At 69.8% G+C, this 23969-nt stretch carries 27 protein-coding genes and 1 tRNA gene; 18 read left to right on the top strand and 10 right to left on the bottom strand.

Annotated elements, in window-relative coordinates; genetic code table 11:
• Positions 1-161: 161 nt before the first annotated feature.
• The 3 genes from ABEA62_RS04940 to ABEA62_RS04930 all read right to left on the bottom strand — a co-directional run bounded on the left by ABEA62_RS04940 (position 162) and on the right by ABEA62_RS04930 (position 2124).
• Complete coding sequence (locus tag ABEA62_RS04940) at positions 162-1469, bottom strand: type II toxin-antitoxin system HipA family toxin (protein WP_286214432.1); 1308 nt, start codon at positions 1467-1469, stop codon at positions 162-164.
• A 1-nt stretch (position 1470) separates the two neighbouring features.
• Positions 1471-1776, bottom strand: a complete 306-nt coding sequence (locus ABEA62_RS04935; RefSeq protein ID WP_286214433.1) for a helix-turn-helix transcriptional regulator — start codon at positions 1774-1776, stop codon at positions 1471-1473.
• A gap of 261 nt (positions 1777-2037) precedes the next feature.
• Positions 2038-2124: transfer RNA gene (locus tag ABEA62_RS04930), tRNA-Leu, on the bottom strand.
• A gap of 48 nt (positions 2125-2172) precedes the next feature.
• Between ABEA62_RS04930 and ABEA62_RS04925 the strand changes: the two genes are divergently transcribed.
• The 13 genes from ABEA62_RS04925 to ABEA62_RS04865 all read left to right on the top strand — a co-directional run bounded on the left by ABEA62_RS04925 (position 2173) and on the right by ABEA62_RS04865 (position 15808).
• Positions 2173-2883, top strand: a complete 711-nt coding sequence (locus ABEA62_RS04925; protein ID WP_286214434.1) for an FHA domain-containing protein — start codon at positions 2173-2175, stop codon at positions 2881-2883.
• Entirely contained in the window at positions 2880-3401 is a 522-nt protein-coding gene (locus tag ABEA62_RS04920; protein WP_286214435.1) for an FHA domain-containing protein FhaB/FipA, read from the top strand. The genes ABEA62_RS04925 and ABEA62_RS04920 overlap by 4 nt, the downstream gene beginning before the upstream one ends.
• A complete protein-coding gene (locus tag ABEA62_RS04915) occupies positions 3401-4600 on the top strand; it encodes a PP2C family protein-serine/threonine phosphatase (RefSeq protein ID WP_286214436.1) in 1200 nt (399 codons plus the stop codon). The genes ABEA62_RS04920 and ABEA62_RS04915 overlap by 1 nt, the downstream gene beginning before the upstream one ends.
• Positions 4600-5943 carry an FtsW/RodA/SpoVE family cell cycle protein gene (locus ABEA62_RS04910; protein WP_345378881.1) on the top strand — a complete coding sequence of 448 codons (1344 nt, stop codon included), beginning with the start codon at positions 4600-4602 and terminating at the stop codon, positions 5941-5943. Before ABEA62_RS04915 ends, ABEA62_RS04910 begins: the two co-directional genes overlap by 1 nt.
• Complete coding sequence (locus tag ABEA62_RS04905; RefSeq protein WP_286214437.1) at positions 5940-7403, top strand: peptidoglycan D,D-transpeptidase FtsI family protein; 1464 nt, start codon at positions 5940-5942, stop codon at positions 7401-7403. The genes ABEA62_RS04910 and ABEA62_RS04905 overlap by 4 nt, the downstream gene beginning before the upstream one ends.
• Before the next feature lies 1 nt (position 7404).
• On the top strand, positions 7405-8364 hold the full coding sequence (locus ABEA62_RS04900) for a serine/threonine-protein kinase (RefSeq protein ID WP_345378878.1): 960 nt from the start codon (positions 7405-7407) through the stop codon (positions 8362-8364).
• Between the two features lie 44 nt (positions 8365-8408).
• The gene (gene pknB / locus ABEA62_RS04895; protein WP_286214439.1) at positions 8409-10544 is read left to right on the top strand and encodes a Stk1 family PASTA domain-containing Ser/Thr kinase; all 2136 of its coding nucleotides are present in this window, start codon (positions 8409-8411) and stop codon (positions 10542-10544) included.
• Positions 10545-10611: 67 nt separating this feature from the next.
• Positions 10612-11694 carry a polyprenyl synthetase family protein gene (locus ABEA62_RS04890; RefSeq protein WP_286214440.1) on the top strand — a complete coding sequence of 361 codons (1083 nt, stop codon included), beginning with the start codon at positions 10612-10614 and terminating at the stop codon, positions 11692-11694.
• Complete coding sequence (locus ABEA62_RS04885) at positions 11691-12575, top strand: phytoene/squalene synthase family protein (RefSeq protein ID WP_286214441.1); 885 nt, start codon at positions 11691-11693, stop codon at positions 12573-12575. The genes ABEA62_RS04890 and ABEA62_RS04885 overlap by 4 nt, the downstream gene beginning before the upstream one ends.
• Positions 12572-14224, top strand: a complete 1653-nt coding sequence (gene crtI / locus ABEA62_RS04880) for a phytoene desaturase family protein (protein WP_286214442.1) — start codon at positions 12572-12574, stop codon at positions 14222-14224. Before ABEA62_RS04885 ends, crtI begins: the two co-directional genes overlap by 4 nt.
• The gene (locus ABEA62_RS04875; protein WP_286214443.1) at positions 14221-14550 is read left to right on the top strand and encodes a lycopene cyclase domain-containing protein; all 330 of its coding nucleotides are present in this window, start codon (positions 14221-14223) and stop codon (positions 14548-14550) included. Before crtI ends, ABEA62_RS04875 begins: the two co-directional genes overlap by 4 nt.
• On the top strand, positions 14547-14927 hold the full coding sequence (locus ABEA62_RS04870; protein WP_286214444.1) for a lycopene cyclase domain-containing protein: 381 nt from the start codon (positions 14547-14549) through the stop codon (positions 14925-14927). The genes ABEA62_RS04875 and ABEA62_RS04870 overlap by 4 nt, the downstream gene beginning before the upstream one ends.
• On the top strand, positions 14924-15808 hold the full coding sequence (locus ABEA62_RS04865) for a prenyltransferase (RefSeq protein ID WP_286214445.1): 885 nt from the start codon (positions 14924-14926) through the stop codon (positions 15806-15808). The genes ABEA62_RS04870 and ABEA62_RS04865 overlap by 4 nt, the downstream gene beginning before the upstream one ends.
• A gap of 37 nt (positions 15809-15845) precedes the next feature.
• Here ABEA62_RS04865 and ABEA62_RS04860 read toward each other — a convergent pair whose 3' ends face one another.
• The 3 genes from ABEA62_RS04860 to ABEA62_RS04850 are packed head-to-tail and all read right to left on the bottom strand — an operon-like array spanning position 15846 to position 17475.
• Positions 15846-16472, bottom strand: coding sequence for an aminodeoxychorismate/anthranilate synthase component II (locus ABEA62_RS04860; protein ID WP_286214446.1), 627 nt, complete (start codon positions 16470-16472; stop codon positions 15846-15848).
• Positions 16469-16636, bottom strand: coding sequence for a hypothetical protein (locus ABEA62_RS04855; RefSeq protein WP_286216801.1), 168 nt, complete (start codon positions 16634-16636; stop codon positions 16469-16471). The genes ABEA62_RS04860 and ABEA62_RS04855 overlap by 4 nt, the downstream gene beginning before the upstream one ends.
• Positions 16633-17475: a class E sortase gene (locus ABEA62_RS04850; RefSeq protein ID WP_345378871.1), complete on the bottom strand. Its 843-nt coding sequence runs from the start codon at positions 17473-17475 to the stop codon at positions 16633-16635. The genes ABEA62_RS04855 and ABEA62_RS04850 overlap by 4 nt, the downstream gene beginning before the upstream one ends.
• 121 nt (positions 17476-17596) lie before the next feature.
• Here ABEA62_RS04850 and ABEA62_RS04845 point away from each other — a divergent pair, with 121 nt between their 5' ends.
• Complete coding sequence (locus tag ABEA62_RS04845) at positions 17597-17854, top strand: cell division protein CrgA (RefSeq protein WP_345378869.1); 258 nt, start codon at positions 17597-17599, stop codon at positions 17852-17854.
• Positions 17855-18055: 201 nt separating this feature from the next.
• Here ABEA62_RS04845 and ABEA62_RS04840 read toward each other — a convergent pair whose 3' ends face one another.
• Entirely contained in the window at positions 18056-18832 is a 777-nt protein-coding gene (locus ABEA62_RS04840; protein ID WP_286214450.1) for a rhomboid family intramembrane serine protease, read from the bottom strand.
• A gap of 3 nt (positions 18833-18835) precedes the next feature.
• A complete protein-coding gene (locus ABEA62_RS04835) occupies positions 18836-19375 on the bottom strand; it encodes a peptidylprolyl isomerase (protein WP_286214451.1) in 540 nt (179 codons plus the stop codon).
• Positions 19376-19503: 128 nt separating this feature from the next.
• On the opposite strand from ABEA62_RS04835, the gene ABEA62_RS04830 reads away from it, so the two are divergent.
• From ABEA62_RS04830 to ABEA62_RS04815, 4 genes are all read left to right on the top strand, one after another.
• Positions 19504-20478, top strand: coding sequence for a hypothetical protein (locus tag ABEA62_RS04830; protein WP_286214452.1), 975 nt, complete (start codon positions 19504-19506; stop codon positions 20476-20478).
• 130 nt (positions 20479-20608) lie between these two features.
• Positions 20609-20914: a heavy-metal-associated domain-containing protein gene (locus ABEA62_RS04825; protein WP_286214453.1), complete on the top strand. Its 306-nt coding sequence runs from the start codon at positions 20609-20611 to the stop codon at positions 20912-20914.
• A gap of 412 nt (positions 20915-21326) precedes the next feature.
• Entirely contained in the window at positions 21327-21644 is a 318-nt protein-coding gene (locus ABEA62_RS04820; protein WP_286214455.1) for a helix-turn-helix domain-containing protein, read from the top strand.
• A 17-nt stretch (positions 21645-21661) separates the two neighbouring features.
• A complete protein-coding gene (locus tag ABEA62_RS04815; RefSeq protein ID WP_345378865.1) occupies positions 21662-22591 on the top strand; it encodes an integrase core domain-containing protein in 930 nt (309 codons plus the stop codon).
• 316 nt (positions 22592-22907) lie between these two features.
• On the opposite strand, the gene ABEA62_RS04810 is transcribed toward ABEA62_RS04815, so the two are convergent.
• Positions 22908-23621, bottom strand: coding sequence for an IS3 family transposase (locus ABEA62_RS04810; RefSeq protein ID WP_286214457.1), 714 nt, complete (start codon positions 23619-23621; stop codon positions 22908-22910).
• Positions 23618-23926: a transposase gene (locus ABEA62_RS04805; protein WP_286214458.1), complete on the bottom strand. Its 309-nt coding sequence runs from the start codon at positions 23924-23926 to the stop codon at positions 23618-23620. The genes ABEA62_RS04810 and ABEA62_RS04805 overlap by 4 nt, the downstream gene beginning before the upstream one ends.
• Between the last annotated feature and the right edge of the window lie 43 nt (positions 23927-23969).

Here is a 23969-nt window from a genome sequence, read left to right as displayed (position 1 = left end):
TCCCGCTCGGATGGACAGATCCCGGGAAAGGCACACCGCAGCCGCGGCGGCCAGTCGATTCAGGGGTCACACCCGAGCAGGAACGCCAACACCAACCCTGCCAGCCGGCCCCAGGCCAGCCACTCACAGACTTACAGCCGATTCAATCCGAGATCGAGCGATCATCGGGGGCGGCGCGGGCCACGCCGCGCGACCGATCTGCTCGATGCCGTGGTGCCCATCTGGCTCGCCGCAGCCTCGGTCCGCTCCCAGACGATCTCCCACGCTTGATCGCTCACTCCGCGGTACGCCGAGCGATCAATCTCGGTGAGCACTGTGGAGAGGTCACCGATGACCGCACTCACCGTATTCCGTGCAAGTCGGCCAGGGATTCCCCATGCTTCGGCCTCGGCGATCACGTCTGAGACGGTGATGTCGTCAACGAGGGTCTTGCTGTTGACGTCCAGTGCAAACCTGCGGCCGTCGCGCTCATGGTGCAGGTGCATCGCGATGTCGTATGCCGGCGAGAGCTCGGCGGTGCCGTCGTCGTAGCGGAGGAACGAGATGTTCTTCGCGTGCATGTCCGTGTTCCCGACCAACGTGGAGAAGGTCACGAGTCGCAGGAGGGCGCGCAGGTCGGCCCCATCGGCACGCATCACAGCGGCTGCGTGCCTGAGCGAGGGCATCGTTGAGCCCCACTGGAACTTGCGATTCGGGTCGCGTGTATCGAGGCCGATGGCTTGCGCGAGATCCTCCTGGTGCCATCGCTCGACGACGCCACTGTCATCGATGGTGCGGTCGTACCGCGAGACCGCGATTGCACGCGTGGATTCAAACTCGAGGATCTCGGCACGGATGTCAGTAAGGCCGAGTGTGCGGGCCAAGTGCAGCGCGGCGACCTCGGTGTCGATCGTGTCCGCGGTGAGTGAGTCGGCAGGGTTGCCACGCTTGATGATCCAGGTCGATGCCGCGCCCTCCTTGCACGCGAGCCAGGTGCCGTCTTCAGCTCGATGGGCGACGATCTTGGGAACCATTCCGGGAAGCGTCGACGAGTCAGCGGTGCCCGCTGCTGGCGATCGCGTGTCGGCGTGGACGATCCTGGCCTCGAGCTCGGCCAGATCGATCGGCTCGTAGTGGCCGGTCCGCTCGGGATCCCGTGCCGAGTCGGGCGCAAAGACGGCCGCGCCTGGAGTGTCGAGCCCGTACGCGCGGATCAGTCCGAACGTGTCGTCAGGAGGAATGCCGGCGTCGAATGCGTGGTTCGTGCGGGCGTTGCCTTCAGGAAGGAGCCCATCGAGGTAGTTCTTCACCATCGGAGAGCCGACGGGCTCGCCAATGGGCAACTTGGCGGACAAGATGCGGGACCCGAGCGGCCAGCGCTCCGCGGCCTCGCTGGTCCATGCAAGGGAGAGCCGGTCATTGGTGGACTCGGCGATCGTGGCCGCTCGGGTGCCATAGATCCACACGCCGAGCGACTCGCGCCCGCTCATGTCAGGGCCCATCGCTCTCGCCGCGTGCGGCAATCTGCGAGCGACGGGCGCGTGCCTGATGACGACGCCCTGCTGCGTCAGGGACAAGTTCGATACGCAGCCCGAGCTCGCGAAGTGAATCGAAGAGACGGCGAGCGTAGAGGTTGGGCTCGCCAGACTCGATGTTGTAGACATAGCGCCGACTCACACCGATCGCTTCCGCAAGCTCATCTTGGGTGAGATCGACCTCGATACGCCGACGGGCGATCGCTTCTCCGAGTGCCTCCGGCGAGCGGATGGGCAGACGTGCAGGTTCTGAACCCTCCATGACTGCACTCCTCACGGGCTGATATCTTCCCACGAGACTAACGGGCGCATATCGGCCCGTCAATCACGCGGGCGGATATGCGCCCACGAAAGGGCTTGAGCACGGGGAACGCCCCTCCACCACGCACGAAGGTCATCGCCCTCATCCACGACCGCGACACCACCATCATCAGCGCCAACCCCAGCCACGACTACCGACGCAAAAACGGGTGAACCCCCATCACTGGGGGTTCACCCGTTCACGATGTCGTGAGACATCACATGGTGCGCGAGGGGGGACTTGAACCCCCACGCCCTTTCGGGCACACGGACCTGAACCGTGCGCGTCTGCCAATTTCGCCACTCGCGCGCGCCGAGCAACTCTAGCACGTTTCGCAGGGCCTATACGATGGGCCGCATGGGTGTGCTAGACCGCTTCGAGCGCGGCGTCGAGAACGTCATGCAGAACGCGTTCGCGCGCACATTCAAGTCCGGGGTCAAGCCCGTCGAACTTGCCGCCGCGGTGAAGCGCGAATGCGACGCGCGTGCGGCGGTGGTCGACCGCGGCCGCACGGTCGCCCCCAACGAGTACGGGATCGCGCTGTCTCCCACGGACATGGAGACCGTCGAACAGTGGGGTCTCGACGCACTGAGCCACGAGATTGTCGAGTCGCTGCGCACGCATGCCGAACGTCAGCGCTACTCCTTCGTGGGCGCCGTCGACGTCGCCTTCGACGTCGACGACACGCTCGCGACCGGCCGCTACGCGGTGGTGTCGCGCACCACGCGCGGGCCGGTGGCCCCCGCGACCACCTCGAACCCCAGTTCGCGCTACCCGCTGCTCGACATCGACGGCACGCGCTACTACCTCACCGGCGACGCGACGGTGATCGGCCGCGGCTCGGAGTCGGACATCGTGGTCGACGACACCGGCGTCAGCCGGCGTCACGTGCGCCTCGAGGTCACGGCGCACGGCACGATCCTCACCGACCTCGGGTCCACCAACGGCACGTTCGTCGAGGATCAGAAGGTCAGTGAGGCCACCCTCCTCGATGGCAACGCGGTCACGATAGGCCGCACCACCATGATGTACTGGGACGCCATCGATGGGGACGAGGACGACGAGTGAGCCAGCTCTCGATCACGCTGTTGCGGATGGGCTTTCTGGTGCTCTTGTGGGCGCTGGTGCTCTCCGCGATTGCCGTGCTTCGCGCGGACCTCTATGGCACGCGCATCACGGCGAGGGGCCGCGGTCGAGAGTCACGACGGGCGGCCGATGCTCGGGCCGACAAGACCGCCGCGCCCGGCCGAGCGTCCACGGGGGTACGCACGGGGTCGATCTCGACCAAGGATCCCGCGGCGGGCCACCTCGCAGTGACGGCCGGCCCCCTCAAGGGCACGACGATCCCGCTGGGCTCGGCACCCGTCCTGGTCGGCCGCGCGAGCACCTGCACTCTCGTCATCGACGACGACTACTGCTCCGCCAAGCACTGCCGCATCTATCCCGACGGTGACCGCTGGATGATCGAGGATCTGGGCTCGACGAACGGCACCTACCTCGGCAATCAGCGCGTGACGGACCCGGTGCCGTTCCGCGAGGGCGAGGTCGTGCGCATCGGCGCCACCGCCCTGGAGCTGCGCCGCTGATGTTCCTCGGGATCCACTTTGCCGCGCGCTCCGACGTGGGTCTCGTGCGCTCAAGCAACCAGGATTCCGGCTTCGCGGGCCCCCATCTGCTGGCCGTCGCGGACGGCATGGGCGGCGCGGCGGGCGGCGACATCGCCTCCTCGATCGCGATCGCGCGCCTCGCGGCCCTCGAGGGCGAGGCCCACGGTCCCGACGACGCGCTTGACGAGCTCAAGTCCGCGATCTCCGACGCCCACGCGCAGATCGTGATGCGCGCGCGCAACGACCCGGAACTGTCGGGGCTCGGCACCACGGTGACCGCGCTGCTGCGTTCGGGCGCGACGCTGTCGATGGCGCACATCGGCGACTCGCGCGCCTACCTGCTTCGCGACGGCGTGCTCGATCAGGTCACCACCGATCACTCGTTCGTCCAGCATCTGGTCGACACGGGCCGGCTGTCCGTCGCGGATGCCGAGCATCACCCCAAGCGTTCGATGCTGCTGCGCGTCCTGGGAGACATCGACGCGGACATCCCGGTCGACATCTCGGTGCGCGAGACGCGTGCGGGCGACCGCTGGATGTTGTGCTCCGACGGCCTATCCGGGGTCGTCAGCAAGGACACGATCCGGGAGACGATGCTCGAGGTCGCCGACCCGGGCGACTGCGCCGACGCGCTCGTGGGCCTCGCCCTCTCCGCCGGCGCGCCCGACAACGTCACGTGCGTGATCGGGGACATCGTCGACATCGACGCGTCACCCGACGGCGTAGGCCCGCCGACCGCGTCGCAGATCGTCGGATCGGCCGCGCGCGACCGCCGCAAGCCCTCGGCGGGCGGCGACACCCCCGCGGGCAAGGCGGCCCGCCTGGCCGCGCGCGAAGACCCGGACGACGAGGACGAACCTGCGCGCGACGGCTGGCAGCGCCTGCGCCCGTGGATCCTGCCCTTCGTCGTGCTGCTCGCCCTGGTGGGCGCCGCGTGGGGCGGGTACTGGTGGTCGCAGCAGCAGTACTTCGTGGGCGAATCCGATGGCTTCGTGACGATCTACCGGGGCATCCCCGAGTCTCTCGGCTCTCTCACGCTGTCGACCGTGGTCGAGAAGACCGGCGTCCCCGTCGATGAGCTCGCGCCCTATCAGCGGGAGCGGGTGAGCGACGCGATCCGGGTGGGCACCTTTGAGCAGGCCACGGCCGTCGTCGCCTCCCTGGGAACGGGCGCGTAGTGGCGACCGTCGCCGAGGTGACGGTCCGCACGGGCCGGCGCTCCGAACTGGGGCTGCTCGCGCTCGCCACCGGCGTGGCCGTGCTGTCGCGCGGACTCGTCGACTATCACGCCGACGTCCTCGAGCTCGGGGGGCTCGGCGCGTACGCGCTGGGCTGGATCGCGGTGAGCCTCGTGCTGCACTTCGCGGTGCGGCGGTGGGCCTCCTTCGCCGATCCCGTCCTGCTCCCCGCGGTGCTCGCGCTCAACGGAATCGGCCTCGCGATGATCCGCCGGATCGACTTCGCCTATGCGGATCGCGGCCGCGACACCTCCTTCGGTGAGGTGCAGATCGTGTGGAGCCTCCTCGGGGCGGCCTTGGCGGTCGCGGTCATCCTGCTGCTGCGCGACTACCGCCTGCTGCGGCGCTTCACGTACACCGCCGGCGTGCTCGGTCTCGTGGGGCTCGTGCTTCCCCTCATGCCCGTGATCGGCACGCAGATCAACGGCGCGCGCATCTGGATCACGGTCTTCGGGCGGTCGCTGCAGCCCGCCGAGTTCGCCAAGATCGCCTTCGTCATCTTCTTCGCGGGCTATCTGGTGTCGAACAGGGACACGCTCGCGCTGGCCGGACCCAAGGTCCTCGGGATGCGCTTCCCGCGCCCGCGCGACATGGGACCGCTCGCGCTCGTGTGGGTCGCCGCAATGATGGTGCAGATCTACGAGCGCGACCTGGGCACCTCGCTCCTGCTCTTCGGGATCTTTGTCGCGATGCTCTACGTCGCGACCGAGAGGCTCAGCTGGGTGATCGTCGGCATGGGCATGTTCGCGGCGGGCGCGGTGCTCGCGGGGACACTGTTCAGCCACGTCGGTTCGCGCTACACGGCGTGGCTGCACGCGCTCGACCCCGAGGTCTACCGCTCGGGCGCGTCCGAGCAGCTCGTGCGCGGCCTGTTCGGCATGGCCTCGGGCGGGCTGTTCGGCACCGGCTGGGGCGAGGGGCGACCCGACCTCGTGCCGTATGCCGAGTCCGACTTCATCGTCAGCTCGCTCGGCGAGGAGCTGGGCCTCACGGGGCTGATGGCGATCCTCACGCTGTACGTGATCATCGTGCAGCGCGCGATGCGCACCGCGATCGGCGTGCGCCACGGCTTTGGCAAGCTCCTCGCGGCCGGGCTCGGCTTCGCGATCGCGCTCCAGGTCTTTATCGTCGTGGGCGGTGTCACGCGCGTCATCCCCCTCACCGGCCTCACCACGCCGTTCCTCGCCTACGGCGGCTCGTCGATGCTGGCCAACTGGGTGATCGTGGGCCTGCTCCTGCGCATCTCGGACCAGGCCCGCCGCCCCGAGGAGGTGCGCGCGTGAACGAGCCCGTGCGTCGACTGTCCGTCGTCGTCCTCGTGATGTTCCTCGCCCTGATGTCGGCGGCCTCGTACATCCAGGTGATCTCCGCGGGCGACCTCAACCAGGACCCGCGCAACGTACGCACGCTCTACCGCGAGTACGGCACCTTCCGTGGGCCCATCGTGGTCGACGGCGAGTCCGTGGTGTGGTCGCAGTCCGTCGACTCGCCCTTCAACTTCCAGCGCACCTACGCCGACGGCCCCCTGTACGCGTCCGTCACGGGCTACTACTCGATCGTGTTCGGCCGCACGGCGATCGAGCAGACCGAGAACGAGCTTCTCGCCGGCACGGCCGACTCGCTGTTCTGGACCAGGCTGGGCAACCTCGCCTCGGGAGAGACGCAGCGCGGCGCGAGCGTCGAGCTCACGCTCAGCGCCGCGATCCAGGAGGCCGCCGCCGCCGCGCTGGGCGACAACACCGGAGCGGTCGTCGCGCTCGACCCCGCGACGGGCGAGGTGCTCGCGATGGTGACGAGCCCCACGTACGACCCCGCCCTGCTCGCGAGCCACAGCTCCGCCGAGGTCAACGCGAACTACCAGGAGCTGCTCGCCCAGGAGGACGGTCCGCTCGTCAATCGGGCGATCGCCGGCGACACCTACCCGCCGGGCTCGACCTTCAAGCTCATCGTGTCCGCCGCGGCCCTCGAGGCCGGATACGAGGCGGACTCGGAGTTGTACGCGCCCGACGAGCTACCGCTCCCGCAGAGCTCGAACGTGCTGGGCAACTACGGCGGAGCCGCGTGCTCCGACGACGAGCGCCAGACCCTCGCCGACGCGCTGCGCATCAGCTGCAACACCGCCTTCGCCAACCTGGGCATGACGCTCGGGTGGGGCGTCATTGAGCGCAAGGCGAAGGAGTTCGGCTGGGGAGAGCAGCTCTCCATCCCGCTCGCGGTGACGCCGTCACGCCTCCCCGAGAACCCCGACAGGGCGCAGACCGCGATGGCGTCGATCGGCCAGTACGACGACCGCGCCACTCCGCTGCAGATGGCGATGGTGGCCGCCGGCATCGCGAACGACGGCGTCCTCATGAGCCCCTACCTCGTGGACCAGGTGCGCGACGCGAGCCTGCGCCTCATCGAGGACTCGGAGCCCGAGGAGTTCTCCTCGCCCATGACGACGGCGGACGCGAACACGCTCACCGAGATGATGGTCGGCGTGGTCGAGTCGGGCAGCGCGACATCGGCGCAGATCCCCGGCGTGCGCGTCGCAGGCAAGACCGGCACCGCGGAGACGGGCACCGACGAGCGGCCGCACGCGTGGTTCGTCGGCTTCGCCCCCGCCGAGGACCCGGTCATCGCGATCGCGGTGCTCGTCGAGAACGGCGGGTCGACCGACGGCGAGATCACGGGCGGCCGGGTCGCGGCGCCGATCGCGCGCTCCGTGATCGAGGCCGCCCTCACGGAACGGGCGGGAGGCTGACATGGCGATTCACGCGGGGACCACGCTTGGCGGACGCTACGTACTGCGCTCGCTGCTCGCGGTGGGCGGCATGGGTGAGGTGTGGCGCGGCACGGATGCCGACCTCGAACGCGACGTCGCCGTCAAGGTGCTCAAGGACGGCGCGGCGGAAAACGAGACGTTCCTCAAGCGCTTCCGCAACGAGGCGACCAACGCGGCGGGGCTGTTGCACGCCAACATCGCGCAGGTCTACGACTTTGGCGACCACGACGGCACGCCCTACCTAGTCATGGAGCTCGTCGAGGGCGAGCCGCTGTCGACGATCCTCGAGCGCGAGCACACGCTCGAGGAGGCCCGGCTCGTCACGCTCCTGCGCCACACGTGCCGCGGGCTCGACGCCGCGCACGCCGCCGGCGTCATGCACCGCGACGTCAAGCCGGGCAACCTCCTGGTCCAGGAGGGCGACCACGTCAAGATCACGGACTTCGGCGTGAGTCGAGGCACCGACCAGACCACGCTCACGGCGACCGGCATGGTGATGGGTACCGCCCAGTACCTCGCCCCCGAACTCGCGCTCGGCAAGCCCGCGACCCCAGCCTCGGACCTCTACGCGATGGGCATCATCGCGTTCGAGGCCGTCGTGGGCAAGAGGCCGTTCACGGCCGCGAGCGCGGTCGACATCGCGATCTCGCAGGTCAACGACCCCGTGCCGCCGTTGCCTGAGGGCGTATCGCCCGACCTCGCGGCGCTCATCCTGAAGCTTCTCGAGAAGAACCCGCGCCGCCGCCCTCACTCCGCCCTCGAGCTCGACCGCATGCTCGCGAGCCTCGAGCTCATCGAGGCGGGCAGCGAAGTGCCGGTGCCCGCCTCGAGCGCGGTGCCGATTGCCGCGCCCGCACGCCGCGCGATGCCCCCCTCGATCGCACCACGAGAATTCCGACCACGCCCCGACGTCGAACGTCGCCGGCCGCGACCCCGGTAGGTGCGACAATGGCCCCCAGCACGACGGACCACGAAGGACACTCCATGAACGAAGAGCCGAAGATCCTCGCCGGACGGTATGAGGTCGGCGACCTCATCGGCCGCGGCGGGATGGCCGAGGTCCATGTCGGCTACGACACGCGGCTGGGCCGCACCGTAGCGATCAAGATCCTGCGCGCGGACCTCGCGCGCGATCCGTCCTTCCAGACGCGCTTCCGCCGCGAGGCCCAGGCGGCCGCGGGCCTCAACCACCCCAGCATCGTCGCCGTGTACGACACGGGCGAGGACACGATCGTGGGCGCGAACGGCAACCCTCAGGCGGTGCCGTTCATCGTGATGGAGTACGTCGAGGGTCACACCGTCCGCGAGATCCTCAAGGGCGACGTCGCGGCGCCCATCGACGAGGCCGTCGAGATCACCGCGGGAGTGCTCGCGGCCCTCGACTACTCGCACCACGCCGGGCTGGTCCACCGCGACATCAAGCCCGCCAACATCATGCTCACGCCCACGGGCGCGGTGAAGGTCATGGACTTCGGCATCGCGCGTGCGCTCGCCGATGCCGGCCAGACCATGACCCAGACGCAGGCGGTCGTGGGGACGGCGCAGTACCTCTCTCCCGAGCAGGCGCGCGGCGAGAACGTCGACGCCCGGTCGGACCTCTACTCGACCGGCTGCGTGCTCTTCGAGCTGCTGACCGGACGGCCGCCCTTCGTGGGCGACTCGCCGGTCTCCGTGGCGTACCAGCACGTGCGCGAGCCCGCGCCGCGTCCGTCGGAGTTCGCGTCCGACGTGCCAGAAGAGCTCGACCGCGTGGTGCTGCGTGCGCTCAGCAAGAACCGCGACGAGCGCTACTCGAGCGCCCAGGAGTTCCTCGCGGACCTGCGCGCGGTCATGGCGGGAGACGAGATCTCGCCGTCGACCGGGGCGATCGCGCTGGGTTCGGCGGCGCTGGGTTCGGCGGCGCTGGGAGCCGGCGTCGCGGGCGTGGCCGCCGCGGCGGGCGGTCCCGAGACCGGAGCGACCGAGATCATGCCGAGCGCTCCCGTCACAGGCGAGACGGCCGTCATGGAGGGTGGCCCGTGGGCCGCCGTCGGACAGCCGCCGTCGATCTCTCCCCAGGGCGACCCCGTCACCGGAGCGGTCGGCACGCTCGAGGAGGACGAGGACGACGCCGCGGCGCTGCGCAAGCGCCGCATCATCCAGTGGTCGATCCTGGGCGCCGCGCTCCTCGCCGCGATCCTGCTCATCATCGCGCTGTTCATGATGACGCGCGACACACCGGGCGCCGAGCCCAGTCCGTCCGCCGAGACCATCGCCCTCACCAACCTCGCGGGCATGACCCAGGCCGAGGCCGAGGCAGAACTCGAGGCGCTCGGCCTCGAGGGCACCTTCACGCCAGAGGCCTCCGACACGGTCGAAGAGGGGCTCGTCACGCGCACCGATCCGGAGGCGCGCCTCATGGTGCCCGTGGGCTCGACGGTCGAGGTGTTCGTGTCGTCGGGCGCGGACGTCGTCATCGTGCCCGATGTCCGCGGCTTCGAAGAGGACGTGGCCCGTAAGGCGCTCGAGGATGCCGGCCTGCGCGTGGTGCGCACCGACACCGAGGACGACGGCGGAATCGATGCCGGCCGTGCGTCGAGCACGGATCCCGCGGCGAACGAGGAGGTGCCGCGCGATACCGCGGTCACGCTCTACCTGTCGACGGGCGAGGTGGAGCTGCCGAACCTCGTGGGGTCGACCGAGTCGGACGCCCGCGCACAGATCAGCGAGCTGGGGCTCGTGCCCAGCGTCACGTACCGCGAGACCGGCGACGAGCCGGCGGGCCGCGTGCTCAAGCAGGAGCCGGGCGCAGGCAAGGTCGCGCGCGGCTCGACCGTGACGCTCACGGTCGCCGAGGCGCCGTCGACGGTCGCCGTGCCCGACGTCGTGGGACGCTCCGAGGGCGCGGCCCGCAACGACATCACGGGCCAGGGCCTCGAGGTGGGCAACGTGTCGACGGACACGTCCGCCGCCGACCCCGACAAGGCGGGCACCGTGAAGTCGACCAACCCGCGCGGCGGCACGCAGGTCACCCCGGGCACGGTCGTCGACCTGGTGCTGTGGTGCGACGTGCGCTCCGTGACGGTCACGCCCGACCCCGAGAACCCCGAGGCCACCGAGCAGCATTTCGAGTGCCGATAGTCACGGTTCAATGACGGCGCCGCCCCCGGGGAATACCCCCGGGGGCGGCGCTGTCTATGCTGGCATGATGATGCCCCTCGCCACCGTCGACGGGGTGCGCGACTTTGTCGTCAGCGGCCTGCCCGCGGTCCAACGCGCCCTCGACGACCACGTCACCCAGGCCATGTCAGAGCTGCCTGCGGCCGGCACCGACTACCGCAACCTGTGGGCGTCGATCGGCGACCAGTACCTGGGCGGCAAGAACCTGCGGCCGTCGCTCACGCTCGCCGCGTATGCGGGGCTGGGCGGCGACGAGCCCGAGGCCGTGGTGCCGGTGGCCGCCGCGATGGAGATGCTCCACACCGCGATGCTCATCCACGACGACATCCTCGATGGCGACGAGGTCAGGCGGGGCCGCCCGAACGTCGCGGGCACGCGCCGGCGCGCGCTCGCCGGCAGCACGCTGGCGCCCGCCCAGGTGGACGCTCACGTGCTGTCCGCCGCACTCCTGGGCGGCGACCTGGCCCTGGCATCGTCCTACGACCTCATCTCGCGCGCGAAGCTTCCCGCGCACCACCGCATCGCGTGTCTCGACCTCGTCACGCGCGCGATCCGCACCACGATCGCAGGCGAACTCCTCGACATGTATGCGGACGTGCTCGCTCCCGAGGACGCGAACTCGCTCCTGGTCGCCGAGCTCAAGACGGCAACCTACTCCGTCGTGGTGCCGATGCTGGCGGGCGCGCAGCTCGCGGGGGCGGACCCCACGATGGTGAGCCACCTCGAGAAGCTGGGCGCGTCGCTCGGGCTGAGCTTCCAGCTGATCGACGACGACCTGGGCGTGTTCGGCGACCCGGCCCTCACCGGCAAGTCCGTCCTGTCGGACCTGCGGGCGGGCAAGCGCACCGAGTTGCTGCGCCTCGGCTTCCAGCAGGCCGATGCCCCCGGCCGTGCGGTGCTCGCCGCCGCGGTGGGCAACTCGCGCCTCGACGACGCGGGAGCGGATCGTGTGCGCGAGGTGCTCATCGAGTCGGGCGCCCGCAAGCGCGCTCTCGCCGTCGCGCGTCAGCACACCAAGGTCGCGCGCCGCATCGCCTCCGAGCGCATCCCGTCGCCGCTGTCGGGCTTCCTGGTCGACCTCATGGACGAGCTGGAGGGGCGCTCGTCGTGAGCCCCTCGCACCGCCAGCCCTCCGATCCATCCCCCTCCCTCGCCCTCTACGACGCGACGGCCCGCGACGCAGCCGCGCGCGTGATCGCGCGCTACTCGACCTCGTTCGGGCTGGGCACGCGGCTGCTGGGCCGCGCGATGCGCGCACACATCGAGGCGATCTACGCGATGGTGCGGGTCGCCGACGAGGTGGTCGACACCTATCGAGGGGACGATGCCGAGGCCCAGTTGGAGAGGTTCGTCGCCGAGGTGCACGCGGCGATGGACGGCGGCTTCAGCACGGACCTGGTCGCCCACGCGTTCGGACTCACCGCGCGCGAGGTGGGGATCACGCGCGAACAGACCGAGCCGTTCTTCGCGTCGATGCGCATGGACCTCACGCGGACGGTCCACACGCGGGACTCGCTCGCCGCGTACATCTTCGGCTCCGCCGAGGTCGTGGGGGAGATGTGCCTCGCGGTCTTCGTCAACACGGGACACGGCCCCCGTCCGCTGGATCCCGACGTGCGTGCCGGCGCGCGGCGCCTGGGCGCCGCCTATCAGAAGGTGAATTTCTTGAGAGACCTCGCAAGCGACACCTCGAACCTAGGCCGGTCGTACTTTCCCGGCGTGACGGCGACGACCCTGACGGATGCGACGCTGGCCGAGCTGGTCGCGGACTGCCGCGCGGACATTCGCGCGGCGGAGGCGACGCTGCCCGCCCTGCCGCGACGCGCGCGCGTCGCCGTGGGCACCACGGTCGACATCTACGCCCGGCTGCTGCGGCAGATCGAGGCCACCCCGGCGCGCGAGCTCGAGCGCCGCCGCGTGCGCGTCGCGGACCCGATCAAGGCCGCCCTCGCGGCACGCAACGCGTGCGGACTGCGCGGGAGGACCGCATGAGCGCCGTGTCGGACGCCGCGCAGCGGGGCAGCACCGCCCGTCCCCGCATCGTCGTGATCGGCGGAGGGGTGTCGGGACTCGCGACCGCGGGGCTGCTCGCGCGCGGCGGCGCCGACGTCACGCTCGTCGAGCGGCACGCGGAGCTCGGCGGGCGGTCGGGGCGCCTCGAGGTCGACGGCCACACGTTCGACACCGGCCCCTCGTGGTATCTCATGCCCGAGGCCTTCGCGCAGTACTTCGCGCTCATGGGCAGGGACGTCGACGTCGAGCTCGACCTCATCGAGCTCGACCCGCGCTACCGCGTGTTCTTCGAGGGCGCCGAGCCCGACGGCATCGCGGAGGTGCTCGACGTGAGCGCCGACTCCGAGGAGAACTGGCGCCGCTTCGACGCGATGAGCCCCGGCGAGGGCGACGCGATGCGCGCGTACGCGAAGGACGCGGGCGAGTTCTACCGGATCGCGCTCGACCGCTTCCTCTACACGACCTTCGAGAGGCCGCTCGCGGTGCTCAACGCTGGCGTGATCCGGCGGATGACCACGCTCGTGCCGCTGCTCGTGCAGTCGCTGGGAGGGCGCATTGCGGCACGCGTGCGCGACCCGCGGCTGCGGCAGGTGCTGGGCTTCCACGCGGTCTTCCTCGGCTCCGCGCCCTCGCGCGTGCCGTCGCTGTTCTCCCTCATGAGCCACTTGGACCTCACGGACGGCGTGCGCTACCCGCGCGGCGGCATGTTCGCGATCATCGAGGCGCTCGCGCGGATCGCGCGCGAGGAGGGCGCGGAGCTGCGCACCTCCGCCCCCGTGGCGCGCATCCTCGTCGACGACCGCGGCCTCGCGACGGGCGTCGAGCTCGAGTCGGGCGAGGTGATTCGTGCCGACTCCGTGGTGTCGGGCGCGGACCTCCACCACACCGAGACCACGCTGGTCCCCGAGAGGTGGCGCGCCCACCCGGAGCGCCGCTGGCACCGTCGCAAGCCCGGCGTAAGCACGCTCCTCGCGATGGTGGAGGTCGACGGAGAGGTGCCCGAGCTCGCGCACCACAGCCTGTTCTTCTCGCGCGATTGGGACGCCAACTTCGAGGCCATCATGGGACGCCGCCTGCCTCCCGTGCCAGCCTCGGTCTACGTGTCCCGCGTGGGCGCGACGGATCCGAGCGTGTCTCCCGCCGGCAAGGACTCCCTGTTCTTCCTGGTGCCGTTCCCCGCCGACACGGCCCTGGGTGCGACCGAGCCCTCGCGCGAGCGTCTCGAGGAGGTGGCACGCGCGTACATCGCACAGGTGGGCGCATGGGCCGGCGTCGAGGACCTCCCCGGCCGATCGCGCGTGCTCTCGCTCACGACCCCGGCCGACTTCGAGGGGCGCCTGGGTGCCTGGCAGGGCGGCGCGCTCGGCCTTGAGCACACGCTGCTCCAGTCCGCGATGTTCCGCCCCGCCAACGTCTCCTCACGCATCCCCAACCTGCTGTACGTGGGGGCCTCGACCACCCCAGGCATCGGCGTCCCGCTGTGCCTCATCTCCGCGGAACTGGTGGCCAAGCGCCTGCTGGGCGCCACGGACGCGGGACCGCTGCCCACGCCTGCGCCGCGCGGCTTCCTGGGCCGCTCGCGCGCACGCGGCGTGCTGGGCAACCTCGCGCGACGGGCGCGCGCATGACCCACGCGTTCTATCTGATCGCGCTGGTGGTGTCGATCGCGGGACTCGTCACGCTCGATGCGCGCTACCGGATCGCGATCTTCGACCGGCCGCGCCCCGCCCTCCTCACGCTCGCGATCGGGGTCGCGTTCTTCCTGGTGTGGGACGCGATCGGGGTGGGCCTCGGAATCTTCTTCGTGGGCGAGGCGCCGTATCAGACGGGCATCATGCTCGCGCCGGAGATCCCTCTCGAGGAGCTGTTCTTCCTCATCCTGCTCGTGTACCAGACGCTGCTGCTGTGGCGCTGGTTCGACGGGCGCCGCGCTCAGGCGGGAGCCGTGGCATGACGTACGTGGTGCTCTCGCTTGCGGTGCTGGCGATCGTGGCGGCGGTGACCGTGCCCACGCTGCGCCGGCTTCCCGCGCGCCCGATCCTCCTCACCGGCCTGGTGCTGATCGCGCTGACCGCGGTGTTCGACAACCTCATCGTGGGACTGGGGATCGTGGCCTACGACCCCGACAAGATCTCGGGACTACGGCTGCTGCACGCCCCGATCGAGGACTTCGCGTACAGCCTGGGCGCGATCATGCTGGTCCCCGCCCTGTGGACCTGGCTCGCCCGCCCCTCGCACCCCTCCGGCCCCTCCTCGCCATCCACCGTTCGGGACACTCAGGACTCGTCAACCCCGCCCACTGGGCCCTCTCGGGACACTCAGGACTCATGACCACCCTCGCCAGCATCGTCAAGGCCTCTCGCCCCGTCTCGTGGATCAACACCGCCTTCCCCTTCGCGGCCGCGTATCTGCTCGTCACCCGCGAGGTCGACGCGGTCCTCGTGGTGGGCACGCTGTTCTTCCTCGTCCCGTACAACCTGCTGATGTACGGCATCAACGACGTCTTCGACTACGAGTCGGACCTCGCCAACCCCCGCAAGGGCGGCATCGAGGGCGACGTGATTCGCGACCGCGAGCGCGCACGGCGGGTGCATCGCGCGATCCTGTGGGCCTGCGCGATCACGGTGCTTCCTCCCCTGGCGTGGCTGCTGACGCAGGGCACGGTCGCGGCCGGCGTGACGCTGCTGCTGGTGCTCTTCGGCGTCGTCGCCTACTCCGCGCCGGGTCTGCGCTTCAAGGAGCGCCCCTTCCTCGACTCGCTGACCTCGGCGTTGCACTTCTGCGGCCCGCTGCTCTACGGCCTGGTGATCGCGGGAGCCTCGCTCACCGCGCGCGACACGTGGCCCGTGTGGGTGGCGTTCATCCTGTGGGGCATGGCGAGTCACGCCTTCGGGGCCGTGCAGGACGTGCGCGCGGACCGCGAGGGCGGGATCGGGTCGGTCGCGACGGTGATCGGGGCGCGCGCCACCGTAGGGGTCGCGTTGGCGCTCTACGTAGCATCGTCCCTGGTGCTGCTGCTGCTCCCGTGGCCTGGAGTGCTCGCGGCGGTGCTCCCGCTCGTGTACGTGGCGTCGGTCGCGCGGTTCGTGCGCGTCACGGATGACACCTGTGAGGACGCCAATCGCGGCTGGCGCACGTTCCTGTGGCTCAATCAGCCGGTGGGCTTCGCCGTGACGATGCTCGTGATCGCGGTCTGGAGAGACTGGCTCTAGGCCCGTCGGGCGCCGCGGGGAAGCGCGCCACGGAGTCCTAGCGGCGCACGAGCGGCGACAGGCCGGCCGAGCGGCCCTCGGGATCCGGCATCCCACACACCTCGAGCCAGTTCGCGAGCAGGCGGTGCCCGCCCTCGGTCAGCACCGACTCGGGATGGAACTGCACGCCATGAAGCGGCAACGAGCGGTGCCGCAGTCCCATGATGATCCCGTTGGCAGTCGACGCCGTGACCTCGAGTTCATCAGGCACGGTCGGGTTCTCCACGGCCAGCGAGTGGTAGCGCGTCGCGGTGAACGGCGATGGCAGCCCGGCGAGCACTGACTCGCCCCCGTGCGCCACCGAGGACGTCTTGCCGTGCATGAGCTCCGGCGCGTGCGAGACCACGCCACCGAAGACCTCCGCGAGCGCCTGGTGACCCAGGCAGATGCCCAGCATCGGGGTTCCGGTCTCCGCGCACTGGCGAATGACGTCCATCGACGCGCCGGCCTCGGCGGGCGTCCCGGGACCGGGGGAGATGAGCACCCCGTCGTAGTCGGCGATCGCGCCCGCGGTACCCACGGCATCGTTCCTCACGACCACCGTCTCCGCGCCCATCTGACGCAGATAGCCCACGATCGTGTAGACGAAAGAGTCGTAGTTGTCGACCACCAGGATCCGTGTCACGGCGCCGCCTCCACATTCGTCTCTTGGATGTCGAACGTGACGGAGAACCACGGGAACACCCACTGGAACAGCACTCCAACCACCGCGGTGATCACCAGGAGAAGGATCACGAGCCGGACCCATGCCGGCCCGGGAAGCACGCGCCACACCCAAGGGAAGATCATGGCTGGGATACCTCCTCGAGGATCTCGGCGGGAACGGCGTCGCCCACGGGCGCCCAGTACTCGAGCTCTCCGTGCACGATGAACCGCTCCGCCGCGGAGAACATCGGGTGGCACGTCGTGAGGGTGATGTAGTGGCCGTCGGGAGCGGCGCCCGGCTGCCCTGGGACGGGGGCAATCACCTCGACCTGGTGCGGCAGGACGATGCTGTCGTCCGTGACGCGGTAGACGTACCAGGCCTCTTGGGTCTGGACCACGAGGGCGTCGCCGTGTTCGAGCTCGGCGATCCTGTTGAAGGGCTTGCCGTACGTGGTGCGGTGCGCGCTGATCGCGAAGTTGCCCAGCTCTCCCGGCATACCCGTGCCCGGGTAGTGGCCGATGCCCAGGACGTCGAGCACCTCGCGGCGCGTCACGCCCTCCGAGATGGGCTTGACGTAGTCGGTGCCCCACCGCGGCACGTACAGCGTCGCGAACGTCGTGCGGAACTCGGGCTCCTCCATGACGGGCGCGGTGTCGGGAGACTGCTTGTCGGCATCGGCGATCACCAGCGGGCCGGCCGGCTCGGCAGCGTCACCCGGCTCCTCCGCCTCGATCTCCCCCGTATACGCCCAGTCGAGCGTCTCGAGGACCTCCTGCTGCTCGCGCGCCGCGGTGACGTCCGTGTAGAACAGCTGCCACACCACGTAGAGCCCGACCACGGCGCCGGCGAGGATCAGCAGCTCACCCACGAGGGAGACGAGGCGCGCGCCGATCCCTGGACGGCGGGCGGCGGCGGGCGCCGCGACTGCCGCGGAGCCAGGGGGGGCTCCGGCGTCGGCGGGGCTGTGGGGAGGCGCGGTCATGAGGAGTCCAGTCTACGGGAGGCCACGCAGGGCGCGGAATCCCTGACTCTCGCGCGCGCTCGGTACCCTAGGACCCTGACCTCGCGCGCTCGGGCGCAAGGCCACGACGTACGGAGTGATAGTGGCAGTCTCGAAGAAGCGCGACGACAAGGCCGTCAAGGCGTTCAAGGCCCCCCGCAACCTGGGCAAGCCCAGCAACGACAACCCCAAGTGGCTGCTGCCTGTCGCGCTCACGGCGCTGGCGTTGGGCCCCACCTGGATCGTCGTCTACTACGTGTCCAAGGCGAACTACCCGATCCCGGGGATCGGCGACTGGAACCTTGCGGTCGGATTCGTCTTCATGGCCGCCGGAATGGTGCTGCTGACCCGCTGGAAGTGACCCCACCCGCGGGCGTTGTCCCCAGGTTCCTCCACACCGGTGGAGAAACCACACGGGTGTAGTTATCCCCCGCTGTGCACAAGATTGGGGATAACTACACCGGTGTCATTCACAGCTGTGGACGATGCCGGGGAGAGCGGTCCGGGCGCGTCGCCGTCGCGGTGGGGGGTCCGCCGTCGCGGCCCGCGAGTGGGGGTGGCCTCAGGGCCGGCGATCCACCCAGCGCAGCATCGCGAGCATCGTCGCCGCACCGGCGAGCGCGCCGCCCAGGTGGCCCTGCCACGAGATGCCGGGCACCACGAAGCCCACGACGAGCCACAGTCCGGCCGTGGTGAGCAGCGACCGGTAGTCGAGCTTGAGCTTGAAGAGCACCACGGCGAACGCGGCGATGAGGCCGAAGATCGCTCCCGAGGCGCCGCCGTGAAGTGCGACCGACGGGGCGATGAGAGCGGCGACCAGTGAGCCGCCCAGCAGCGAGGCGACGTAGAGCAGCACGAAGCGCGCGCGGCCAAGTATGGGCTCAAGCTGCGTACCAAACTGGAAGAGCACCAGCATGTTCATGCCGAGGTGCAGCAGACCAAAGTGCACAAAGCCCGCGGAGATCCAGCGGTACCACTCGGTGCCCACGTTGGAGTACATGGCCACCTCGGCGGGGCCGACTCCGGTCCACAGCCCCCAGGCGTCCTGCCACGCCTCGGTTCCGAGCACGAACGTGCCAAAGAGGAACGCGAGCACGTTCGCGGCGATGAGGCCGTAGGTCACATACGGGGTCCCCATCGCGCTGGTGAAGCCAAGGCGATTGCGCAGGGGACGCGCGGCGGACTGCGCCTCGCGGACGCAGTCGACGCACTGGATGCCCACCGCGGCCGGCCGCTGGCACTCCGGGCACGCGGGACGTTCGCAACGCTGACAGCGCACGTACGAGACGCGTTCGGGGTGTCGCGAACAGACCGGCGGCGCGGCGGGCTCCGAGCTCACGTGTTACTCGGCGATGGTGACGCCGGTGATCATCACGTCCTCGAGCGGGCGGTCGCGGCCGTCCGTCGGGGTCGCGGCGATCGCGTCGACCACGGCGCGGGACTCGTCGTCCGCGACCTTGCCGAAGATGGTGTGCTTGCCGTTGAGCCAGCTGGGCTGGTCCACGGTGATGAAGAACTGCGAGCCGTTGGTGCCGCCGGGACGCCCGGTGATGGGGTTGAGACGCTGGCCCGCGTTCGCCATCGCGAGCAGGTAGGGCTCGTCGAAGCGCAGCTCGGGGTGGATCTCGTCGTCGAAGTTGTAGCCGGGGCCGCCGGTGCCGGTGCCGAGCGGGCAACCGCCCTGGATCATGAAGCCGGAGATGACGCGGTGGAAGACGAGCCCGTCGTAGAACGGGTCGTTGGACTTTTCGCCGGTCTCGGGGTTCTTCCACTCCTTCTCGCCGGTGGCGAGGCCCACGAAGTTCTTGACTGTCTGAGGGGCGTGGTTGGGGAAGAGCTCGATGCGAATGTCGCCTGCGGTGGTCTGAAGAGTTGCGATCATGCTGGCCATTGTTCCATGGGCCTCGCTACCGCGCGCCGCAAGTGGCACGATGGATGGAAGAGTTTGCCCTGGGATTCGGTTGTCACCCCGGGGAGGCAGTGTCCCCCACCGACGACGAGGAGCTGAGCATGAAGAAGGTCGATATCCAGGACTTCGACGCCGACAAGGCGCGCGCACAGGCCGCGGACGCCGCCAAGGCGGCCCGCGAGGCTGCTCGTGAGGCATCCGTCGCCGCTCGCAAGGCCGCGAAGCGTGCCAAGCAGTGGGCCGAGCCCCAGGTCGAGCACGCTCGCGAATGGGCGGGACCGCGCGTCGAGCACGCGGTCGAGTGGGCCACGCCGCGCGTCGAGCAGGCGTATCACGCCGGCGCCCGCAAGGCGAAGCCGTACGTCCACAAGGCGGGCGACAAGGCCAGCGAGTGGACCGATGTCGCGCACGCAGCGATCATCGGCGCGGTGATCCCTGCCGTCATGGCCGCCGTGGACGATGCCGCGCGCACCCCGGAGGAGAAGACGTCCCGCTCGTGGGGGCGCGTGCTGGTTCCCGTCGTGCTTGCCGCGGCCGCAGGCGCCGCTCTCGTGGCATGGGCGCGTCGCGACCCGGGCCGCGACGCGTGGGCCGGCGAGGACGAGCAGTGGGAGTTCGCCGGCGAGGCCGACTTCAAGGACAACCTGCGCCGCGGAGTGAACAAGGCCGTCGACGCCGCCGCGGACGCCGCACGCAAGGCCGCGGATGCCGCGACCGCAGCGGCAAACGCCGCAGCCGAGGCGATCACCACCACGGCCGGTCCCACGGTCGACAAGGTGCGCGAGGCCGCAGGACCCGCCGCGGAGGCCATCAAGGACACGGTCGTGACCGAGGCCAAGAAGGTCGCCGAGGTCGCCGGTCCCGCGCTCACCCAGGTCAAGGACACCGCCGTGGCCGAGGCCAAGCGGGTGCGTGACGCCGCGGACGAGGCTCGTTCCCGCGCCACCGACGAGGTCGTCTCCGTCATGGACGACGCCGAGGACGTCTGGGAGGACGTCGCGGATGACGTCAAGGAGGCCGCGGCCGAGGCCACGGACGCGGCGACGGACGCCGTCAAGGACGCCAAGAAGAAGTAGCACCGCCGCCCGGGGGGCGTCGCGTGGCTCCACTGTCGAGCCGCGCGGCGCCCCTTTCGCGTGGTCGGAAACGCGCGTCCGGGACCTCCGCCTTGACGTTGCCCCGGGCTGGAGGGTTTACCGTCGTGTCATGAACGCCACCTCCGCCCCCACCGTCGAACTCACCGTGTCCGGAATGACCTGCACCGGATGCTCGGGCACCGTGGAGGCCGCCCTGACCGCGCTCCCCGGCGTGCGCGCCGCCTCGGTTGATCACGTGTCGGGCAAGGCGGTGGTGCTCCTCGAGGCCGACGCCGATCCCGAGGCCTTCGCCTTCGACGCCGACGCCGCGGTGCACGACGCCGGCTACACCGTCGAGTCCGCGGATGTCGCGACCGCCGCCGCTGCCGGTGCCGACGCCGGTGAGTCGTGCTGCGGCGGCGGGGGCTGCTGCTAGCCCCCGCTCCTTCCTGCTCCTCTCCCTCGCGGCTCCGCCACACGGTTTCGCGGCTGCGCCACACGGGTCTCGGCGTGTCGCCGGCAAGTCGCGACCGCGGAGGCCGCTGAGGGCCGATGCAGGGCGCGCGTGTGTGGCGGAGCCGCAAGGGTGCGCGGTGTGGCGCAGCCGCAGGACAGCGCGGTGTGGCAGCTTCCGACCCCGTGCGGCGAGCGACGGCTCCGCCACACGGATTCGCGACTCCGCCACACAGGTCTCGGCGTGTCGCCGGCGTGTCGCGCCCGCAGAGGCCACTGAGGGCCGATGCCGGGGCGGCTTGTGTGGCGGAGCCGCAAGGGTGCGCGGTGTGGCGGTGTCGCGCGTCAGACTTAGTGGCAGGGCTGTTAGTTGAGTCCTGAACGGAGAGTCAGTCATGGGAAGACCCCCGCAGATCCCCGCGGAGAAGAAGACCAGGATCGTCCTGGCGGTGCTGGCTGGCGAGCTGTCGATCGCTGAGGCCGCTCGCAAGGAGAAGGTCTCGGAGCAGTCGATCGGGCGGTGGAAGGCCGACTTCCTCGAGGCCGGCAAGAGCGCCCTCACGACAGGCCGCACGGGCCCGTCGACCCGAGAGCAACAGCTTGAGGCTGAGGTCACTGAGCTGACCCAGGCCCTTGGCGAGGCGGCGGTCGAGATCCGGGTGTGGAGGAAGTCCGCCGAGGGCCGCTTGGGCCCTTCACGGACCTCGAGATGATCCGCGTGGAGGCGGGCATGTCGACCTCGAGGTTCTGCGAGATCTTCGACATGCCCGAGCGGACGTGGCGGCGATGGCAGGCCCGTGCGCGTGCAGGCGAGATGGTGAAGGGTCCGTGGCCGCAGCCGGCCCGCACGATGGTGCGCGAGCACGTCGTGACTCACGCGACCGCGCACCCGGCGTGGGGGCATCGCAAGATCTGGGCGCTGGTGCGCCACGACGGCGTGCGCACGTCCGAGGCGACCGTGTTGCGCACGCTGCGCGACGAGGGACTGCTGCTGCCGGCCCACTATCAGCGTGAACGCAAGCAGCTCGCACAGCGGCGCAAGGCGGCGTTCGCGACCGATCCCACGGGTCCGAACCAGGTGTGGCAGCTGGACTTCAGCGAGTTCGAGACCACCGCGGGCGGCACCTGGCGCATCGCCGCATGCAGGGACTACTGGTCCACGTTCGAGTTCGACGCTCACGTGTCACCAACCGCGAACATGTTCGACGCGATCGCCGCGGTCGAGAAGGCCCTGGCCGAGGCCGAGTGGATGTTGGGTCGACCCCTGCGGGACATGGCGGTGGAGGACCGCGAGACGGGTCTGCTGACTCCGGTGGTGACGATCGTGACGGACAACGGCGGCCCGTTCCGTTCCTTCACGTTCGAGGCGTTCATCGCCGCCCATCCTGAGCTGCGACACGTCCGCACTCGCGTCCGCACGCCCGGCCAGAACGGCTCGCGTGAGCGTGGCTTCGGGTCGATGAAGTACGAGTGGCTGTACCGCCACGAGATCGATGACGCCCTGGACCTCGTCGCGCAGATCGAGGCGTATCGCGCCGATTACAACCACGTGCGACCTCATGAGGCGATCGCCTGGAACAGACCCGCCGAGGTCCACCAGGGGCTGGCCGACCCGACCATCCCCACCTTTGAAGCCGAAGAAATCCTGCCAACAACTTGACGCGGGACACCGACGATACCGACGAGTGGGTCCATCACGGCTGCGACGTGAATGTCTTTGTGGGTGTCGACACCCACGACGACGTGCCTGGACCGCGGCTGTTCCGGTGACTCCATTTCTGTCCTCCTCAATGCGAGCTAGCGTGGGATACACGCTGTCGCCGGCGGGTGGACAGGACTGTCACGGGGACGCTTCGAGGTGTTGCTCCATGCTCCTATCAGGTCACACCCGTCCGGCGGCAGCGCTTGCTGCGTGCCCGGCCGGGCGGTCGACAGATCAACGCAAAGACACCACTCGGGTCAGTCGCCAGCAAGGGTCAGACCGCGTCGGCCAGGACTTCCCCATCCTCGCTGGACGGGACCAGAACAGCCTGACAGTCGCCCGCAGCACCGACGCGGCCCATCGAGCCGACCATGCCGTGACGGTTCAGCGCCTTGGCCATCTTCCTCGAACGAAACTGGCTACCGCGGTCGGCATGCAGGATGCAGCCGGCGACGTCACCGCGTGTTGCGACGGCGATCTTGAGGGCATCGACGGCGAGTTCGGCGGGCATCCGATCGGCGATCGAGTAGCCCACGATCCGGCCCGAGAAGACGTCTTTGATCGCACAGCAGTACAACTTGCCTTCAGCCGTCCAGTGTTCCGTGATGTCGGTCAGCCACACCCGGTTGGGTGCGTCCGCGGTGAAGACCCGCTGCACGAGGTCGTCGAACACGGGCGGGCCGGAGCGTTTGCCCTTGCCGCGCCTTCGTCGCTGCGCCGCCGACGTGATGCCCGACTGGGAGCACAGCTTCCATGCCGTCCGTCGGCTCATCCGCCAGCCGGCACTGCTGGCCTCACCAGCCAGGAACCGGTAGCCGAACGTCGGATCGTCCGTGTGGGCGTCCCACAGGGCGTTGACGCGGTGAGCCTGTACCCACTCGGAATCGGTCACGGGATTGGCCAGCCACCGGTAGTACGGCTGGCGAGCGAGCTTGAGGACCCGGCACGTCACCGCAACGGGGATCCCGTCGGCGGCGAGCTCTTTCACGAGCGGGTAGAACCTTTTCCCGGCAGCTGCGCCTGGGACAGGTAGGCGGCCGCGCGTCGCAGCACTTCGTTCTCCTGCTCAAGGAGCTTGATGCGCTTCTTCAGTTCACGGGTCTGGGCCGCATCGGCGGCCGTCAGGCCGCTCTTACGGCCAGTCTCGACATCATCGGAGCGCAACCAGTTCTGCAGGCATGTCTGGGAGATCCCGAAGTCGTGGGCGATCTGCTTGATCGTCACGCCAGCCTCACGGCGACGAGCGACAGCAATCACATCATCACGGAACTCTTTGGGGTAGGGCTTGAGCACAGGTCACATCCTTCCAGCAGCACCATCCGGCACCACAGATCAG

The sequence above is a fragment of the Demequina sediminis genome (genome assembly GCF_039545075.1).
GTDB classification, from domain to species: Bacteria; Actinomycetota; Actinomycetes; order Actinomycetales; family Demequinaceae; genus Demequina; species Demequina sediminis.
Note: the sequence above shows the minus strand (reverse complement) of the source record. Positions and strands in the feature narration are given on the sequence as shown.

Bases quoted from the DNA above. Each gene is read 5' to 3' on its own strand.
- ABEA62_RS04940 (WP_286214432.1), bottom strand. From the start codon at position 1,469: ATGAGCGGGCGCGAGTCGCTCGGCGTGTGGATCTATGGCACCCGAGCG.
- ABEA62_RS04875 (WP_286214443.1), top strand. From the start codon at position 14,221: ATGACCCACGCGTTCTATCTGATCGCGCTGGTGGTGTCGATCGCGGGA.
- ABEA62_RS04925 (WP_286214434.1), top strand. From the start codon at position 2,173: ATGGGTGTGCTAGACCGCTTCGAGCGCGGCGTCGAGAACGTCATGCAG.
- pknB (WP_286214439.1), top strand. From the start codon at position 8,409: ATGAACGAAGAGCCGAAGATCCTCGCCGGACGGTATGAGGTCGGCGAC.
- ABEA62_RS04870 (WP_286214444.1), top strand. From the start codon at position 14,547: ATGACGTACGTGGTGCTCTCGCTTGCGGTGCTGGCGATCGTGGCGGCG.
- ABEA62_RS04820 (WP_286214455.1), top strand. From the start codon at position 21,327: ATGGGAAGACCCCCGCAGATCCCCGCGGAGAAGAAGACCAGGATCGTC.
- ABEA62_RS04855 (WP_286216801.1), bottom strand. From the start codon at position 16,636: ATGATCTTCCCTTGGGTGTGGCGCGTGCTTCCCGGGCCGGCATGGGTC.
- ABEA62_RS04890 (WP_286214440.1), top strand. From the start codon at position 10,612: ATGATGCCCCTCGCCACCGTCGACGGGGTGCGCGACTTTGTCGTCAGC.
- crtI (WP_286214442.1), top strand. From the start codon at position 12,572: ATGAGCGCCGTGTCGGACGCCGCGCAGCGGGGCAGCACCGCCCGTCCC.
- ABEA62_RS04835 (WP_286214451.1), bottom strand. From the start codon at position 19,375: ATGATCGCAACTCTTCAGACCACCGCAGGCGACATTCGCATCGAGCTC.
- ABEA62_RS04935 (WP_286214433.1), bottom strand. From the start codon at position 1,776: ATGGAGGGTTCAGAACCTGCACGTCTGCCCATCCGCTCGCCGGAGGCA.
- ABEA62_RS04915 (WP_286214436.1), top strand. From the start codon at position 3,401: ATGTTCCTCGGGATCCACTTTGCCGCGCGCTCCGACGTGGGTCTCGTG.
- ABEA62_RS04900 (WP_345378878.1), top strand. From the start codon at position 7,405: ATGGCGATTCACGCGGGGACCACGCTTGGCGGACGCTACGTACTGCGC.
- ABEA62_RS04850 (WP_345378871.1), bottom strand. From the start codon at position 17,475: ATGACCGCGCCTCCCCACAGCCCCGCCGACGCCGGAGCCCCCCCTGGC.
- ABEA62_RS04825 (WP_286214453.1), top strand. From the start codon at position 20,609: ATGAACGCCACCTCCGCCCCCACCGTCGAACTCACCGTGTCCGGAATG.
- ABEA62_RS04865 (WP_286214445.1), top strand. From the start codon at position 14,924: ATGACCACCCTCGCCAGCATCGTCAAGGCCTCTCGCCCCGTCTCGTGG.
- ABEA62_RS04830 (WP_286214452.1), top strand. From the start codon at position 19,504: ATGAAGAAGGTCGATATCCAGGACTTCGACGCCGACAAGGCGCGCGCA.
- ABEA62_RS04815 (WP_345378865.1), top strand. From the start codon at position 21,662: ATGTCGACCTCGAGGTTCTGCGAGATCTTCGACATGCCCGAGCGGACG.